General features: G+C 71.0%; 14 protein-coding genes. 5 read left to right on the top strand and 9 right to left on the bottom strand.

Translation table 11 applies throughout. The features are described 5' to 3' along the window. Nucleotides 1–70 precede the first annotated feature (70 nt). Nucleotides 71–886 carry a purine-nucleoside phosphorylase gene (locus tag SA2016_RS07475; RefSeq protein WP_066497035.1) on the top strand — a complete coding sequence of 272 codons (816 nt, stop codon included), beginning with the start codon at nt 71–73 and terminating at the stop codon, nt 884–886. Nucleotides 887–897: 11 nt separating this feature from the next. Continuing rightward, entirely contained in the window at nt 898–2,757 is a 1,860-nt protein-coding gene (locus SA2016_RS07470; protein ID WP_066497033.1) for a phospho-sugar mutase, read from the top strand. A 30-nt stretch (nt 2,758–2,787) separates the two neighbouring features. Here SA2016_RS07470 and nirD read toward each other — a convergent pair whose 3' ends face one another. Then, nucleotides 2,788–3,177 (bottom strand): nitrite reductase small subunit NirD, encoded by a 390-nt coding sequence (gene nirD, locus SA2016_RS07465; RefSeq protein ID WP_066497032.1) that lies wholly within the window; start codon nt 3,175–3,177, stop codon nt 2,788–2,790. A 211-nt stretch (nt 3,178–3,388) separates the two neighbouring features. Here nirD and nirB point away from each other — a divergent pair, with 211 nt between their 5' ends. The 3 genes from nirB to SA2016_RS07450 are packed head-to-tail and all read left to right on the top strand — an operon-like array spanning nt 3,389 to nt 8,356. Then, entirely contained in the window at nt 3,389–6,079 is a 2,691-nt protein-coding gene (gene nirB, locus SA2016_RS07460) for a nitrite reductase large subunit NirB (RefSeq protein ID WP_066502159.1), read from the top strand. 1 nt (nt 6,080) lies between these two features. Beyond that, a complete protein-coding gene (cobA, locus tag SA2016_RS07455; protein ID WP_066497030.1) occupies nt 6,081–7,169 on the top strand; it encodes a uroporphyrinogen-III C-methyltransferase in 1,089 nt (362 codons plus the stop codon). Next, entirely contained in the window at nt 7,166–8,356 is a 1,191-nt protein-coding gene (locus SA2016_RS07450) for a uroporphyrinogen-III synthase (protein ID WP_066497029.1), read from the top strand. The genes cobA and SA2016_RS07450 overlap by 4 nt, the downstream gene beginning before the upstream one ends. 242 nt (nt 8,357–8,598) lie before the next feature. Here SA2016_RS07450 and SA2016_RS07445 read toward each other — a convergent pair whose 3' ends face one another. From SA2016_RS07445 to SA2016_RS07410, 8 genes are all read right to left on the bottom strand, one after another. Beyond that, complete coding sequence (locus SA2016_RS07445) at nt 8,599–9,603, bottom strand: sugar phosphate isomerase/epimerase family protein (protein ID WP_066497028.1); 1,005 nt, start codon at nt 9,601–9,603, stop codon at nt 8,599–8,601. A gap of 26 nt (nt 9,604–9,629) precedes the next feature. Beyond that, nucleotides 9,630–9,896, bottom strand: coding sequence for a putative quinol monooxygenase (locus SA2016_RS07440; RefSeq protein WP_066497027.1), 267 nt, complete (start codon nt 9,894–9,896; stop codon nt 9,630–9,632). 130 nt (nt 9,897–10,026) lie between these two features. Further along, nucleotides 10,027–11,208 carry a levoglucosan dehydrogenase gene (locus SA2016_RS07435; protein ID WP_066497025.1) on the bottom strand — a complete coding sequence of 394 codons (1,182 nt, stop codon included), beginning with the start codon at nt 11,206–11,208 and terminating at the stop codon, nt 10,027–10,029. A gap of 23 nt (nt 11,209–11,231) precedes the next feature. After that, entirely contained in the window at nt 11,232–12,053 is an 822-nt protein-coding gene (locus SA2016_RS07430; RefSeq protein ID WP_066497024.1) for a sugar phosphate isomerase/epimerase family protein, read from the bottom strand. Nucleotides 12,054–12,067: 14 nt separating this feature from the next. Continuing rightward, nucleotides 12,068–13,201, bottom strand: coding sequence for a Gfo/Idh/MocA family protein (locus tag SA2016_RS07425; protein WP_066497023.1), 1,134 nt, complete (start codon nt 13,199–13,201; stop codon nt 12,068–12,070). 2 nt (nt 13,202–13,203) lie between these two features. Next, a complete protein-coding gene (locus tag SA2016_RS07420; protein WP_066497022.1) occupies nt 13,204–14,190 on the bottom strand; it encodes an ABC transporter permease in 987 nt (328 codons plus the stop codon). A 1-nt stretch (nt 14,191) separates the two neighbouring features. Then, nucleotides 14,192–15,697 (bottom strand): sugar ABC transporter ATP-binding protein, encoded by a 1,506-nt coding sequence (locus SA2016_RS07415; protein ID WP_066497020.1) that lies wholly within the window; start codon nt 15,695–15,697, stop codon nt 14,192–14,194. A gap of 63 nt (nt 15,698–15,760) precedes the next feature. Further along, entirely contained in the window at nt 15,761–16,918 is a 1,158-nt protein-coding gene (locus SA2016_RS07410; protein ID WP_174835388.1) for a substrate-binding domain-containing protein, read from the bottom strand. Between the last annotated feature and the right edge of the window lie 95 nt (nt 16,919–17,013).

Raw genomic sequence — 17,013 nt, 5'->3', positions numbered from 1 at the left:
CTGCGCGGGGGCGTGGGGGCCATTGCGTGCCGAGCATGCCCCGCGCGGGTGCGGTTGGTAGGTTCTACCTGTGACGACAACGGCAACCGCCACCGGGCCCTTCGAGCTGGCCCGGGCCGCGGCAGACCATATTGCGCGCGCCACGGGCGTGGCGCAGCACGATCTCGCGCTCGTCCTCGGCTCCGGCTGGGCCGGCGCGGCGGACCTCATCGGGGAGACGACCGCGACCCTCCCCGCGCCCGAGGTCCCCGGCTTCTCGGCCCCCGCGGTGGAGGGCCATGTGGGCACCATCCGCTCCGTGCTGACCGCGGACGGCAAGCGGGCCCTCGTGCTCGGCGCGCGCACCCACTACTACGAGGGCAAGGGCGTGCGCGCGGTGGTGCACGGCGTCCGCACCGCGGCAGCCGCGGGCTGCAGGGTCCTCACGCTCACGAACGGCTGCGGCGGCCTGAACCCCGACTGGGCGCCCGGCACTCCGGTGCTGATCAGCGACCACATCAACCTCACCGCCGCGTCCCCGCTCGAGGGCGCGACCTTCGTGGACCTGACCGACCTCTACTCGGCGCGGCTGCGCGCGGTGGCCCGGTCCGTGGACCCGAGCCTCGCCGAGGGCGTGTACGCCCAGTTCCCCGGACCCCACTACGAGACGCCGGCCGAGGTGCAGTACGCGAAGCGGATCGGCGCGGACCTGATCGGCATGTCCACCGCGCTCGAGGCGATCGCCGCACGGCACGCAGGCCTGGAGGTCTTCGGCATCTCGCTCGTGACCAACCTCGCCGCCGGCATCAGTCCGGAGCCCCTCAGCCACGAGGAGGTCCTCGAGGCCGGGCGGGCCGCCGGCCCGCGCATCTCGCGCCTCCTCGCCGACGTCCTCGCCGCGATCTGAAGGGCCTTCCCATGAGCACCACACCTGCCGGCGCCCCCGGGCTCGACGAGCTCGTCTCCCGCGCCGAGGCCTGGGCCGCGGCCGATCCGGACCCGGCCACCGCGGCCCAGCTGCGCGAGACCCTCGCGCGGGCTGCCGAGCCCGAGGGCTCCCCCGCACGCGAGGCCGCGCGGCAGGAGCTCGCGGACGCGTTCGCCGGGACCCTGCAGTTCGGCACGGCCGGCCTGCGCGCGGCGCTGGGGCCGGGTCCGAACCGCATGAACCGCGTCACGGTGCGGCGCGCCGCGGCGGGGGTGGCCGCGTTCCTCCTCGGCAAGGTCGCCGCCGCCCGGCCGGGGGCCGCGGACGGGACCCGGCCGCGCGCCGTCGTGGGCTACGACGCCCGCACCAACTCGGACGTGTTCGCGGAGGAGACGGCCGCGGTCTTCACCGCGGCGGGCGTCGAGGCGTACCTGATGCCCTCGGCGCTGCCCACCCCGGTCCTCGCCTATGCCCTGCAGGCGCTCGGCTGCGACGCGGGCGTCATGGTCACGGCCAGCCACAATCCGCCCCAGGACAACGGCTACAAGGTCTACCTCGGCGGCCGCGCCGTGGACGAGGGCGGGCGCGGGGCGCAGATCGTCGCCCCCGTCGATGCGGAGATCTCCGCGCTCATCGACGCCGCCGGCCCGGTCGGCGCCATCGTCCTCGCCGAGTCCGGCTGGACCACGCTGCCGGCGAGCGTCGCCGCGGACTACCGGGACGCCGTCGTGCGCCTCGCCGATCCCGGGCTCTTCCCGGCGCGCGAGCTCAAGGTCGTCCTGACGCCGCTGCACGGCGTGGGCGGCGAGACGGCCGCCGGCGTGCTGCGCGCGGCCGGCTTCGACGACGTCTCGCTCGTGCGCGAGCAGGCCGAGCCGGACCCGGCCTTCCCCACCGTGGCCTTCCCGAACCCGGAGGAGGCCGGCGCGCTCGACCTCGCGCTCGAGGCCGCCCAGGCGGCCGGCGCGGACCTCGTGATCGCCAATGACCCGGACGCCGACCGCTGCGCCGTCGCGGCCGAGGACCCCGCCTCGGGCGAGTGGCGCATGCTCCGCGGCGACGAGGTCGGGGCGCTGCTCGGCTCCCACATGGTCCGCCGCCTCGGCCGCGGGCAGGGCCTCACGGACGACGCCGCCCCGGCGGCCGCCGCCGACGCCTCCCCTGCCGCCTCCCCCGCCGCCCCGCCCGCGGCCGATGCCGAGCCGGGCGGGCCGGTGTTCGCGAACTCGATCGTGTCCTCGCGGCTGCTGTCCCGCATCGCCGCCTCGGCCGGGATCGCCCACCGCGAGACGCTCACCGGGTTCAAGTGGATCTCCCGGGTCCCCGGGCTCGTGTACGGCTACGAGGAAGCGCTCGGCTACTGCGTCGCGCCGGAGCTCGTCAAGGACAAGGACGGGATCTCCGCCGCGCTCCTGGTCGCCGAGATGGCCGCGGAGGCGAAGGCCCAGGGCCAGACCCTCTTCGACCGGCTCGACGCGCTGCACGTGCTGCACGGGGTCCACCTCACGGACCAGCTCAGCGTCCGGGTGGCCGACCTGGGCCTCCTCGAGGCGATGATGACCCGCCTGCGGCAGGACCCGCCGGCCTCCTTCGCGGACTCCCCGGTCGAGACGGCCGTCGACCTCTCGGAGGGGTCGGAGCAGCTGCCGCCCACCGAGGGGCTGCTGTGGGCCACGCGGGACTCGACCCGCGTGATCATCCGGCCGAGCGGGACCGAGCCGAAGCTCAAGTGCTATGTCGAGGTGATCCGCCCGGTGGACAGCTCTGCCGAGCTCGCCGAGGCCCGCCAGGCCGCGCGGGCGGCGATGGACGCAGCACTCGACGATGTGCGCGAGGCGCTCGGGCTCTAGCCGGAGCTCCCCGCGGCGGGTGGGCCCCGGTCAGGCCGCGACCTGCACCCTGCCGTCGACCACTCGGGCGCGGAAGGTGGCGAGGGGGATGCCCGGGGCATCGAGCCGCTCGCCGGTGGCCAGGTCGTAGACCTCCTTGTGGAGCGGGGACGCGACGGTGGGGCGCTCGCCCCGGGAGCCCACGATGCCGCGAGCCATCACGTACGCCTCGCTCACGGGGTCCCGCTGCTCGACCGCGTAGACCTCGCCGGTCGCCAGGCGGAACAGCGCGACCTGGCGCCCCGCCACGAGCGCGGCCTCTCCCCAGTTCGGCTCGAGGTCGGCCAGGGTGCAGACGCTGTGCCAGACGCCGTCGGAAGGAACGGGGCCGGCGTGGTCCCGGAGGGTGTCCGTGCGGGGTGCTTCAGCTGTGATCGTCATGGCTCCACGCTACGGAGCGGAGGGTTTCGCCCGGGTTGAGCACGCGTGACGGCCACGTAAAACCGGCCTCACCTGTCGCGAAACATGCCCGTGACAGTGAAGTCAACGGTCCGTTACATCCGGGCAACTGGGCCGAAATCGCCCCCTCCTAGGGTGGAGGAAACACGCCGGGGCGCCCGGCATCCTCCTACGGAAGGCACCCACCGTGAGCATGAGCCCGCTCGAGACCCCCACCGCCGGCACCGGTCCGCGCCGCGTGGCCGTGATCGGCGGCGGCCCCGCCGCCCACCGCTTCGTCGAGGCGATGGCCGCCCGTGGCCTCGACTCCTCCGGCGGCTTCCGGATCACCGTCGTCACCGAGGAGGCCCACCTCCCCTATGACCGCGTGGCGCTCTCCAAGGCGCTCACCGAGGAGCCGGGCAGCGTCGACCTCACGCTGGGCACACCGTCCCTGTGGGACACGCCCGGGGTCACGCTCCGCACCGGCGCGCGCGCCGTGCGCCTCGACGCCGCGTCCCGCACCGTGCTCCTGGAGGGCCAGGACGGCACGGAGGAGCTGCCCTACGACGAGCTCGTGCTCGCGACAGGCTCGAACGCCGCCCGCCTCCCGATCCCGGGCGCCGAGCACACGCACGTCTACCGCACGCTCGAGGACGTCTGGTTCCTCCGTGCCGAGATCGGCCGCCTCGGCCAGGTGCTCGGCCGCCAGCCGCGGGTCGCCGTGATCGGCGGCGGGCTGCTCGGCATCGAGGCGGCCGCGGGGGCGCAGTCGCTCGGTGCGGAGTCCCTCATCATCGACGGCTCGCCGTGGCCCATGAACCGGCAGCTCGACGAGGGCGCCGGCCAGGCGCTCACGCGGCTGATCGCCGCGAAGGGCTTCACGCTGCACGGCGGGGTGTTCCCGTCCGAGGTGCACACGGATGACGCCGGGTCGGTCACCGGCGTGCTCATGGCGGACGGGCGCGTGGTGCCCGCGGACCTCGTGGTCGTCGCGATCGGCGTCCGGCCCCGTGACGAGCTCATCCGCGCGGCCGTGGACGCCGCGGGCGAGTCCGGCGCCGGGGCGACGTTCGAGATCGGGCCGCGGGGCGGCGTCGTGATCGACGAAAGGTGCGCGACGGGCGCGCCGAACGTATGGGCGATCGGCGAGGTGGCGAGCTTCGGCGGCATGTGCCTGGGGCTCGTGGCGCCCGCGAACACGATGGCGGAGATCGTCGCGGACCGCCTCCACGGCGGCGAGGCGACCTTCCCCGGCTTCGACACGGCCACCAAGCTCAAGCTCTCCGGGGTGGACGTGGCGAGCTTCGGCGACGCGTTCGCGGCCGAGCCGGGCGCACTCGAGATCGTCTACGCCGACCCCGCCCGCGGCGTCTACCAGAAGATCGTCACGACCGACGATGCGCGCACGCTCCTCGGCGGCATCTTCGTCGGCGACGCCTCCCCCTACCTGAGCCTGCGCCCGCTCCTGGGCCGCGAGCTCCCCGCCGAGCCCGGCGCCTTCCTGTCCGCTGCAGGCGGCGGCGAGGCGCCCGAAACCGAGCTCCCGGACGACGCGATCCTGTGCTCGTGCAACAACGTCGCGGCCGGGACGCTGCGCGATGCCGTCAACGCCTGCGGGGCCTGCGAGGGGCAGGACCCGGTGCAGGACGTGGCCGGGCTCAAGGCCTGCACGCGCGCCGGGACGCAGTGCGGCTCGTGCGTGCCGATGATCAAGAAGCTCCTCGAGGCCGAGCTCGCCAAGTCCGGCGTGACCGTGAGCAAGGCCCTGTGCGAGCACATCCCGCTCTCCCGCCAGGAGCTCTTCGACCACATCCGGGTCGCCCAGCTGACCTCGTTCGAGGAGATCATGTCCCGGTACGGCACGGGCGCCGGCTGCGACATCTGCAAGCCGACGATCGCCTCGATCCTCGCCTCCCAGCACTCGGCCTACGTGCTCGACGCCGGCCGCGGCACCCTCCAGGACACCAACGACCGCGCCCTGGCCAACATGCAGAAAGACGGCACGTACTCGGTGGTCCCGCGCATCCCCGGCGGCGAGATCACCCCCGAGAAGCTCGCCGTCATCGCGTCCGTCGCGCAGAAGTACAACCTCTACACCAAGATCACCGGCGGGCAGCGGATCGACATGTTCGGGGCCCGGCTCGAGCAGCTTCCGGACATCTGGGCCGAGCTCATCGCCGCGGGCATGGAGTCCGGGCAGGCGTACGGCAAGAGCCTGCGGACGGTGAAGAGCTGCGTCGGGTCGACCTGGTGCCGCTACGGCCAGCAGGACTCCGTGGGCATGGCGATCCAGCTCGAGCTGCGCTACCGGGGCCTGCGCAGCCCGCACAAGCTCAAGCTCGGCGTCTCCGGCTGCGCCCGCGAGTGCGCCGAGGCCCGCGGCAAGGACGTGGGCGTCATCGCGACCGCGGACGGCTGGAACCTGTACGTGGGCGGCAACGGCGGCGCGACCCCGGCCCACGCCCAGCTCCTGGCCAAGGACCTGGACGATGAGACCCTCATCAGGTACATCGACCGCTACTTCATGTACTACATCCGCACCGCCGACCGCCTGCAGCGCACCGCGCGCTGGCAGGAGGAGCTCGACGGCGGCCTCGAGCACGTGCGGCAGGTCGTCGTCGAGGACTCGCTCGGGATCGCCGCCGAGCTCGAGGCGGCGATGGCCAGCCACGTGGAGCACTACGAGGACGAGTGGGCCGCGACCCTGAAGGACCCCGAGCGCCTGCGCCGCTTCCGCTCCTTCGTCAACGCCCCCGACGCCGCCGACGACTCGATCGTGCACGTCCCCGAGCGGGACCAGGTCCGGCCCGCCACCGCCGCCGAGCGGGTCTCCCTCGGCGCGACCATCCCCGTCCGCACTCCCGCCGCGGCCGCTGCCGCGCCCACCGCCCAGGAGGCCTGACATGGAGATCACCGTCTCACTCGAGGGCCTTCCCGTCGTCGTGCTCGGCGACGCCGACGAGTCCCGCCAGGCCCTCGCGCGCTACCGGGCCGCGGGCGCGCGCCTGACGTTCTTCTCATCCGCCGAGGCCTACATGGCGGCCGCCGCCGTGCCCGCCAGGCCCGCGCTCGTGGCCGTGGTGGGGCGCCCGGAGGCGCACGACGCCGCGTGGGCGCCCGTGCTGGACCACTACCGCAGGCTCGGGGTCCCGCTCGTCGCCGAGCCCCCGGCGGGGCGCCGCGGCCACGTGACCCTCGTGGGCGGCGGCCCGGGGTCCCGCGGCCTGCTCACGGTCGAGGCCGTCGAGGCGCTGCGCGATGCCGACATCGTCCTCTTCGACCGCCTCGCCCCGTGGCGCGAGCTGCCCGCGCTCACCACGGCCAGGCTCGTCGACGTCGGCAAGCTGCCAGGGCACCACAAGGTGCCGCAGGAGGAGATCAACCGGCTGCTCGTCGACTACGCGACGTACGGCCTCACCGGGCGTCCCGCCAACGTGGTGCGGCTCAAGGGCGGGGACCCGTTCGTGTTCGGCCGCGGCGCCGAGGAGGCCGCCGCCTGCGCGGCCGCGGGCGTCCCGGTCCGTGTGGTCTCCGGGATCTCGAGCTCGATCGCGGTCCCCGCGGCCGCGGGGATCCCCGTGACGCACCGCAACGTGAGCCACTCCTTCACGGTCATCTCGGGGCACGCCCCGCTGACCGACGCCGAGCACCGCCACCTCGCCGGGCTCGCAGCGGAGGGAGGGACCGTCGTCGTCCTCATGGGCATCGCCACGCTCCCCCACCTCGCCGCCGGGCTGCGGCGGGCGGGACTGGGCCTGGCGACGCCGCTCGCCGTGGTCGAGCGCGGCCACCAGGCGGGCCAGCGCACCACCGTCACGGCCCTCGGCAGCGCGGAGGCGGACACGGCGGGCTGCGGCAACCCTGCCGTGATCGTCATCGGCGACGTGGTCCGCGCCGCCGGCCACGGCGCTGCCGGGGGCGGGGCGTACGCCGACGAGCTGCGCGGACTCGTCGGCGCCCTCGCGGAGCAGCCGGCCGGGAGCGCCGCATGAGCGCCGCCGCGGTAGGACCTGACCGGGGGGCGGCGCCGGAGAATGCCGGCTCGGCACCAGCGGACGGAGGGGCCATTGGGGGGCTCCTCCGGGGCTTCCGGGTGGGCGTCACCTCGCACCGCCGCTCCCAGGACCTGATCGAGGCGCTCGAGCGGCGCGGCGCCGAGGTCCTGCACGCCCCGGTGCTTACGATCGCGCCGGTCGACCAGGACCAGGGACTGCTCGAGGACACCCGCCGCACCATCGCCGCGCAGCCCGACCTGGCAGTCATCACCACGGCCTACGGCATGCGGCGCTGGCTCGAGGTGGCCGACGCCGCGGGGCTGGGAGACGCGCTGCAGGACTCCCTCTCCGGCGCCTCGCTCTACGTCCGCGGCCCCAAGGCCCGCGGCGCGGTCCGCGCGGCCGGGCTGGCCGACGTCGGCATCGCCAACGACGAGACCACCTCCACGCTCGTGGACCTTGTGCTGCGCGACGCGGGCGGCCGGCTCGACGGGCGGCGCGTTGCCGTCCAGCTGCACGGCTACACCGACCGGGGCCAGCTCGACCGGCTCCGCGAGGCCGGGGCGGAACTCGTCACCGTCACGCCCTACCGCTGGGTGCGTCCCGAGGGCGACGACCGGACGGAGGCGCTCATCACCGCCGTGTGCGAGGGTGCCCTCGACGTCCTGACCTTCACGAGCGCCCCGGCCGTGGATGCCCTGTTCAGCACCGCCCACGAGCTCGGCGTCTACCGCGAGCTCATCGGGTCGCTGCGCCGGCGGGTGGCGACCGCCGCCGTCGGCCCCGTCACGGCCGCGCCGCTCGAGGCCGCCGGCCTCAGCCCCTGGATCCCGGAGCGGTACCGCATGGGGGCGCTGGTCAAGCTCGTCACGGACAACCTCGAACGGCGCGCAGTGCGCAGCGTCGAGACCGCGGCGGGGACCGTCGCGCTGCGGGGCCGGGCCGTCACCGTCGCCGGATCGGAGCTGTTCCTCGCCCCGGCGGCGATGCTCCTCTTCCGGACGCTGCTCGATGCCGGAGGCGCGGTAGTGCCGCGCGAGACCCTCGCCCGGCTCGTCTCCCCGTCCGCCTCCAACCACGCCCTGGACATGGCGGTCAACCGGCTGCGCGGGGCGCTTCCGGATCCCCAGCTCGTGCAGACCGTGGTCAAGCGCGGGTACCGGCTGCGGGTGGCCTCCGGCTGAGGCCTGGCCTCACACACGTAAGAGTTGTCCACGCCTCATATGAGTCGCGTTTGTCGAATGCAGTGCGGACCCCTCTGAACGGCTGGACGAGCAGAACGGTCCCGCCTTCTAGGACCTCTCCTACGATTCCGGTACAGACACTCCTGCCCTTCAGGCGTACTTCAATCTGGCACCCGGAGAGGGTTGACCAGTCGTCGACATGTATCAGGATGTTGACCACCCCCGTGGCTGCTGTTCTGGCGTCAGGTCTGGTTGCTGAAGGCGGCGTCGAAGGAGGCGGTGGCGGGGGTGAAGTCGAACTTCTTCAGGGCGGCGAGGGCCTCGGGGGCCCCGACGAGGCGGTCCATGCCGGCGTCCTCCCATTCGATGCTGATGGGCCCGTCGTAGCCGATGGCGGTCAGGGCGCGGAAGCAGTCCTCCCAGGGGACGTCGCCGCGGCCGGCGGAGACGAAGTCCCAGCCGCGGCGGGGGTCGCCCCAGGGCAGGTGGGAGGAGAGGATGCCGGCGCGGCCGTTGCCCATGCGCATCCGGGTGTCCTTGCAGTCCACGTGGTAGATCCGCTCGGCGAAGTCGGTGATGAATGCGACGGGGTCCAGGCCCTGCCACATCATGTGGGAGGGGTCCCAGTTCAGGCCGAACGCGGGCCGGTGGCCGATGGCCTCGAGGGCGCGCTGGGTGGAGACGTAGTCGTAGGCGATCTCGGAGGGGTGGACCTCGTGGGCGAACCGGACCCCGCACTCGTCGAAGACGTCGAGGATGGGGTTCCACCGGTCGGCGAAGTCCTGGTAGCCGGCGTCGATGACGGTGGCGGGCACGGGCGGGAACATGGCCACGTACTGCCAGATGCCCGAGCCGGTGAATCCGACCACGGTCTTCACGCCGAGGGCGCGGGCGAGTCGGGCGGTGTCCTTGAGGTCCTCGGCGGCCCGTCGCCGCACGCCTTCGGGGTCGCCGTCGCCCCACACCCGGGACCCGACGATTCCCTGGTGGCGGAAGTCGATCGGGTCGTCGCACACGGCCTGGCCCTTGAGGTGGTTGGAGATCGCGTAGAGCTGCAGGCCGTGGCGTTCGAGGATGCCGAGGCGTTCGTCGATGTAGGCCTGATCGTCCCAGCGGGCGGCGTCGAGGTGTTCGCCGGAGACGGCGATCTCGAGGCCGTCGTAGCCCCAGCCGGCGGCGAGCTCGGCGACCTCCTCGAGCTTGAGGTCGGCCCACTGGCCGGTGAACAGGGTGAAGGGGCGGGGCATGGGACCTCCTCGGATGGGGTGGGCTCTCAGCTCACTGGGATGATGCGGGCAACGGTGAATGGCTCGGCCAGCAGGTACGCCGAACTGCCCACGAATTCTTGGACGTGGGCCTGCTCGTTGTGGCTCTCGAGGTCGGCGCGGCTGTCCCAGCCCTCGATGAGGACGAATCGTCCATCGGCCTCATAGACGCTGTATTCGATGCAGCCTGGGTCCTTGCGGCTCGTCTGCTGGAGCTCGTGGAGAGCGGTGCGCAGCTCGGCTGCGCGGTCGGGGCTGGGGATGAAGACGGGCATCAGCCAGACTTCTTGCGCCACCGGTCCTGCTGGATTGCGGTCCGCTGGGGATGGGGGATTCATCTTTCCTCCTGCTGGGGGCAGAGGTGGGGACAGGCCCGCTGTCCCCACCTCTAGGGGGCTGTTCGCGCTAGTCCGCGAGCTCCGCAACGCGAGGTACGTCGACCCACGCGTCCTTCTCCGCCGAGGCGACGATCGCGTCGTCGATGAGGGCGGTCTGGTAGCCATCGGCGAAGTTCGGGCTCACGCTGGTGCCCTCGGCGATGGCCTTGAAGAAGTCGTGCGCCTCGATGATCTTCGTCTCGCCGTAGCCGATGCCGAGCGCAGGGATCGGCCAGAGGCCGCTTCCGTAGGGGTGCGCCGGCCCTGTGTAGACGGTCCGGAAGCCGCGGCGGTCGTCGCCGTCGTTCGCGAAGCAGACCTGGAGCTCGTCCCGGCGCTCGTAGTTGAAGACGATGCTGCCCTCGGTGCCGTGGATCTCGAACGTGATGAAGTTGTTCCGCCCCCACCCATTGCGGGTGGCCTCGATGGAGCCGACGGCGCCGTTGGCGAAGCGGACCATGGTCATGACCTCGTCATCGACGTCGACCTCGCCGCGCGGCCCGTCGCCGCCCCGGACGTTCCCGAGCGCGTCGGCCCCGCCGGACTGCAGGGGCCGGTCAGGAATCCATGTCGAGAGGATCGAGTTGACGGAGGCGAACTCGCCGACGAGGTAGCGGGCCATGTCGATGACGTGGGTTGCGATGTCTCCGAGCGCGCCGGAGCCGGCGACGGACTTCTGGAAGCGCCACGAGAGCGGAGAGTTGGGGTCGGCACTCCAGTCCTGGAGGTAGGTGCCGCGGAAGTTGAGGATGCGGCCGATCGCGCCCTCTTCGATGTACTTCTTTGCGAGGGCGACGGCGGGCGTGCGGCGGTAGTTGAAGGCCACCATGTGGACGATGCCGGCGTCCTTGACCGCGTCGTACATGGCCTTGGACTCCTCGCCGGTGCGGGCCAGGGGCTTCTCGCAGATGATGTGCTTGCCGGCCTGTGCGGCTGCGATGGCGATCTCGGCGTGGAGGTGGTTCGGCGTGGCGATGTCCACGACGTCGATCTGTGGGTCTTCGATGACCTTGCGCCAGTCCGCGGTCGACTTCTCGAAGCCGAAGCGGCGGGCGGCCTCGGCAGCGAGGTCGTCGGTCGCCTCGGCGATGGTGTGGCGGACGGGCATGGCCGGGGCCGGCCAGAAGAACATGGGCATCGCCGAGTAGGCGAGCGAATGGGCCTTGCCCATGAAGCCGCCTCCGATGAGGCCGACGTTGAGGTTCTTCATGACGTGTTCCTTTTCGATGGGGGTCAGGAGTGGAGGAGGTCGTCCAGGTACTTCTTGCTGATCTCGGCGGCAGCGCGGGGGTCTCCGTCGTACTCGTCGAGCTCGACCATGAGCCAGCTGTCGTAGCCGCTCTCCTTGATGGCCTGGACGATGTCCGGAAGGTCGAGGACGCCTTCGCCGAGCGGCAGGAATCTGAACGGGTCCTCACGGAGGTCTTTCAGGTGCACGTGGCGGAGTCGCTCAGGGTATTTGCGGATCATGGCCGCGGGGTCAGCGCCACCGGCTGCCAGGTGCGCCGTGTCGGGGCAGAAGCCGATCCTGGTCAGCGGCATCAGGCGCTCCAGCTCGTCCGGTCCTTCGACGATCGTGCTGAGGTGGGGGTGGTAGCTCGCGGACAGGCCGAAGCCCTCGGCGATGTCGGCGACCCTGTCGAGGGCTTCGCCGAGGCGCTGGTAGTCCTCGTCCCTGGTTCCCGCGGCGCGGCGCGCGCCGCCGCCGACGACGAGGCGTTCGGCCCCGAACGTGGCCGCCAGTTCCGCGGACCGCTGGATGCGGTGCAGTTCGTCGGGGAGGATGTCGGCGTAGATGAAGTTCGCGCCGGTGTAGACGCTCACGAGCGAGACGCCGGCGTCGTGGAGCAGGCCGCGGAGCTCCTCAGGGCGATCGGCGTACTCGACGAGATTGCCGTCGAACATCTCCACGCCCTCGTAGCCGACTGAGGCGATGTCCTTCACGGCCGTCTCCATCGAGCCGTGCGTCATGTAGAAGAGGTCCTTGACGCTCGTCACCCCGACGGGATGCCCGACGACGCCGCCCCAGGTGATGGTGCAGTATCCGAGTTTCATTGGCTGTGGCCCTTTCAGATGGTGGTGTGAGCGCGGCGGGCCGGCTCATCCTGCAGGGGAGTCGCGACCCATCCGCCACTCTGGGCTGAGGTGATGATCGCCTGGGTGAGCCGGGCCGCGCGGAGCCCGTCGGCGAAGGTGGGCAGCCCGTCGGGTGCGTTGCCGCGCACAGCGTCATAGACATCCGCGACGAACGCGTTGAAGCTGTCCTGATAGCCCTGCGGGTGGCCGGCGGGGAGCCGGGCATACCGCCTCCCGGCCTCGGTGGTAAGGGTGTCGCGGCCTGCGGCCACACGGGTGGAGGCCGCTGTCCGTCCCACCCAGAGTGTGTCTGGCTGCTCCTGGTCGAAGCTCAGGGAGGCATCGGTCCCGTCAAAGGAGAACCAGAGCCGGTTCTTCCGGCCCGGGGTGACCTGGCTGACTACGACTGATCCGGTTGCTCCCTGGTCGGTCTCGAACAGCACAGTCGCGCCGTCCTCGGTGGCGACCGGGGAGGAACCTCGATCGCCGAGCCGTTCCGCGAAGGCCTGCGATGTGGAGGCGACGAGCCGCGTGATCCGCTGCCCGGTGACGAATTCCATGAGGTCGCACCAGTGCACGCCGATGTCGCCGAAGGCCCGGGACGCCCCTCCCCTAGCCGGGTCGACGCGCCAGTTCGTCGTCTGGGGGCTGGCGAGCCAGTCCTGCAGGTAAGAGCCGTGCAGGAGCCACAGACGGCCTGGGTCTCCGCGGCGGACGAGGCTCCGCGCCTCTCGGACGGCAGGGTAGAACCGGTAGACGAACGGCACCGACGTGACGCTTCCGTGGCGGTGGGCCAAATCCGCGAGCTGCGCGGCATCCTCGACCGAGGTCGCGAGGGGCTTCTCGCACACGACTGCCTTGCCGGCCGCGAGAGCCCGCTCCGCATACTCGGCGTGCGTCGTGTTGGGGCTGCAGATGTGCACGACATCGACGTCGTCGCGATCGATCAGGTCCTCCGGCGATGCTGCCGAGTGGGCCGCGCCGAGCATGGCCGCTGCGCGCTCCGCACTCTGCGTCGTTCGGCCCGCGACGGCACTCAGGGTGCCGCCCGCGGCCCGCACGGCGTGAGCGTGGACCTCGCCCATGAATCCCGTGCCGATGATCCCGGAGCGGAGTACGGCGGCCATGGCTACTTCTTCCGGGCCAGGGCGACGGCCAGGATGATGATCGCGCCGCGGACGACCTGCTGCTGGCTGCTGTCGAGTCCCGCGAGGATCAGGCCGTTGTTGATGAGGCCGATCAGGAGCGAGCCGAACAGTGTGCCGATCACAGTGCCAGAGCCGCCGAACAGGCTGGTCCCGCCGAGGATCACCGCGGCGATGGCCGAGAGCTCGTCCCCGGTGCCCCACTGGAAGCGTCCGGACTGGAGGCGGCCAGCGTAGAGCATGCCCGCGATGCTCGCGACGATGCCCGAGATCAGCAGGACCTGGAACTTGATGCGCTTGGTGTTGATGCCGGTGAAGTCGGCTGCAGTGCGGTTGCCTCCGGTTGCGAGGACCTGCCGGCCGAACTTGGTGCGGGACAGCACGACGGCGCCGACCGCCACGAACAGCGCGGACCACAGGACCAGGCCCGGGATGGGGCCGATGTTCCCCGAGCCGAAGAGCGTGTTGAAGGTGTCGTCGAGGATCGGCTGCGGGGCCGATGCGGTGGCCCACTGGGCGGCGCCGACGGCGATGCCCATCATGCCCAGAGTCACGAGGAACGAGGGAATGCCCAGCAGGCTTACGAGACCGCCGTTGATCGCACCGACGATCACGCCCATGGCGAGGCCGGCCAGGATGCCCGGCACGAGACCCCACTGGGAAATGCCCATGGCGGTGGCGACACTCGAGAGGCCGGCCGTGGATCCGACGCTGAGGTCGATCTCGGCGCACGAGATGACGTAGGTCATCCCGACCGCGATCACGGTGATGGTCGCGGTCTGCCGGAAGATGTTCAGCAGATTGACCGCCGACAGGAAACCCTGGTCGTGGAGGAGGATCGCGAAGAACGCGAAGACCACGACGAAGCCGATGTAGATGACGTAGCGGCGCCAGTCGAGCTTCCTCAGCTTCTCGCCGAAGCTCGGCGAGATCGGCGACTCGATGGTGGCCGCGGGGGCTGTCTTGCTCATGTCAGACTCCCTGGACTGCGAGTTGGAGGGACTCCTCGTCGGCGATGTCGCCGCGAGGCAGGTCATGGATGATGGAACCTTCCTTGAGGACGAGGACTCGGTCGCTCACCGCAAGGAGTTCGGGGTATTCGGAGGAGATGACGATCACCGCTTTGCCGGTGCTCGCCAGATCCCGGATCATGTCGAGGATTTCGCTCTTCGTGCCGATGTCGACGCCGGCCGTCGGCTCGTCGAGGATGAGCACCTCGGGGTCGGTGCCCAGCCACTTGGCGATGACCACCTTCTGCTGGTTGCCGCCGGAGAGGAGCCTGACGGGCCGATTCGGGTGGGCCACCTTCACCGCGAGCTTTTCGATGAGCGAGGACGAGAGCTTCTTGCCCTCGCCGATGTCCAAGAGCGGTCCGCGGCTGATGTTGCCGAGGAGGGGCAGGAGGAGGTTGTCGCGCACCGAGTGCTCCAGGACGAGGCCCTGGGCACGCCGGTCCTCTGGGATCAGGGCCAGCCCGGCGGCGATCGCCTGCTTGGGCGAGCCGATGATGGCCTTCTTGCCCTTGATGAGGATCTCGCCGCTGGTGGCCCTGTCGATGCCGAACAGGGCGCGGGCCAGTTCGGTGCGCCCGGAGCCCATGAGGCCTGCGAGGCCGAGGATTTCTCCGGGCCGCAGGACGAAGGAGATGTCCCGGACCTTGGGGCCGGAGGTGAGCCCGCGCACCTCAAGGAGGGGGACGCCGTCGTGCACCGTGTGCTCCCGTTCGCGGTACGCGAGCTGCCCTTCGATCTTCTTGCCCACGATGCCCTCGACGATCTGCTCGGGCGTCACGGTGGAGAGCGGCTCGGTGAGCAGGCGTCGGCCGTCGCGCAGGATCGTGATGCGGTCCGCGATCCGGTACACCTCGTCCATACGGTGTGAGATGTAGATGATCGAGATGCCCCGCGCCTTGAGACGGTCGATGAGCTCGAAGAGCGCCTCGGTCTCATGCCTGGCCAAGCTCGCGGTCGGCTCGTCCATGATGAGCACCTTCGCGTTCTGAGACAGCGCCTTGGCAATCTCCGTGAGCTGCCAGTACGCCGTGCCGAGGCGGGAGACCTCGGCCTTGGGATCGACCCTGACCTCCATCTCGTCGAAGATCTTCTTGGCTCGGCGCACTGCTTCGCGGTCGTCGATGAAGCCGCCGGCCAGCGGCTCGGAGGCGAGGAAGATGTTCTGCGCCACGGTCAGGCTCGGCACGAGGCTGAACTCCTGGAAGACCATTCCGATCCCCGCAGACTTCGCGTCCTGGATGGAATTGATGGCGGCCGGCTTCCCGTCAATGAGGATCTCGCCGGCGTCTGCATGGTAGACGCCCTGCAGGATCTTCATGAGGGTGGACTTGCCGGCGCCGTTGCCGCCCGCAAGTGCGTGGACTTCGCCCCTGCGGACCTCGAAATCAACCTCCTTCAGGACCGGAACCCCGTTGAAGCCCTTGGAGATGGACCGCATCTCGACGGCATTGTCTGGCGTGTTCATGGGTTGTCCCTCCCGGGCGGGGGTCTGAGCCCCCGCCCGACTGCTTCTGCTGCTTCTGGCCCGCTACTTCTTGTACGAGCTCTGGAGGTCCGCCGGGGCGTCGGCGTGGTAGACCTGCTTCCACGCGTCCAGGACGTTCGAGTGGTCCACGGGCAGGGCGCTCAGCGCCACGTAGGCCGGCTCCTTCTTGCCCAGCAGCGCCCCCGCACCGATCTGGGCCTCCGTCACGCCCTGGTCGAAGGGCACCTGGGCGCCGAGGCCGACCACGAGGTCGTTCTTCGCGAGAGCGATGGCCACGTTCTTGCCGAGGTCCTCGGTCGCGATCTTGAGGTCCTGGCGGCCTGCTGCACGGGCCGCGGCCATGACACCCTCGGCAGGGACGTCCCACACGGCCCAGATGCCGGCGAGGTCGGCGTGCTTGCTGAGCATCGCGTTCGCGGCAGCCTGGGCGTCGCCGGCGAAGTCGGGGCCGGCGATGCCCTTCTCCTCGACGACCTGGATGTCCGGGTAGTCCTTGGCGATGGTGTCCTTGAAGCCCTGGTAGCGCTGCTGGGTCACGAAGAAGTCTGCCTGGTGGAAGATGACGCCGATCTTGCCCTTGCCGCCGAGTGCCTTGGCCATTTCGTGGGCGGAGACGACGCCGTTGCCGTAGTTGTCCGCGGAGACGTCCGAGACGTAGTCCTTGCCCGCGACGAAACCCTGCGGGACGTTGTCCATGAAGACCAGCTTTGCCCCGGCCTGAGCGGCCTTCCGATAGGCCGTCGCGGTCGCAACGGGGTCGGTGGGGATCGAGACGATGATGCTCGGCTTCTGGGTCATGACGGTCTCGAGGTCGGAGACCTGCTTGTCCGGCTTGAAGTCGGCGTCCGTCGTGGCGATGACCTTGATGCCCAGCTTCTCGAACTCGCTCTTGAGACCGGCGATCTGGGCTGTGGCCCAGTCGTTGCCGCCATAGTGCATGACAATCGCGGCGGTGGCACCCATGGCCTTGACCTTGGCGATCTCATCTGAGGACAGCGTCGTGGCCGAAGCGGGCGACGGAGTCTCGCCGTTCGGACCCTTGCTGAGCACCTGACCTGTGACCTGCTTGAGGGCAGTCTCGGCCTTCTGCGAGACGGCCGAGTCGGTTCCTCCGGCGGCGCTCGTCGATGAGCTGCCGCACCCTGCGGCGGCCAGCGTGATAGCAGCGGCCGCTGCGAGGAACGCTGTTCTGCGAATCATGATGTTCTCCAGTCCTGTCGGGGAAGGGAAGGGAAGGGAAGGGAAGGGAAGGGTGGTGCTTGTCCGCGGGGCAATTCCCTGGACGTTCTGGGTCT

It is taken from the genome of Sinomonas atrocyanea, assembly GCF_001577305.1.
Classification (GTDB): Bacteria; Actinomycetota; Actinomycetes; order Actinomycetales; family Micrococcaceae; genus Sinomonas; species Sinomonas atrocyanea.
Note: the sequence above shows the minus strand (reverse complement) of the source record. Positions and strands in the feature narration are given on the sequence as shown.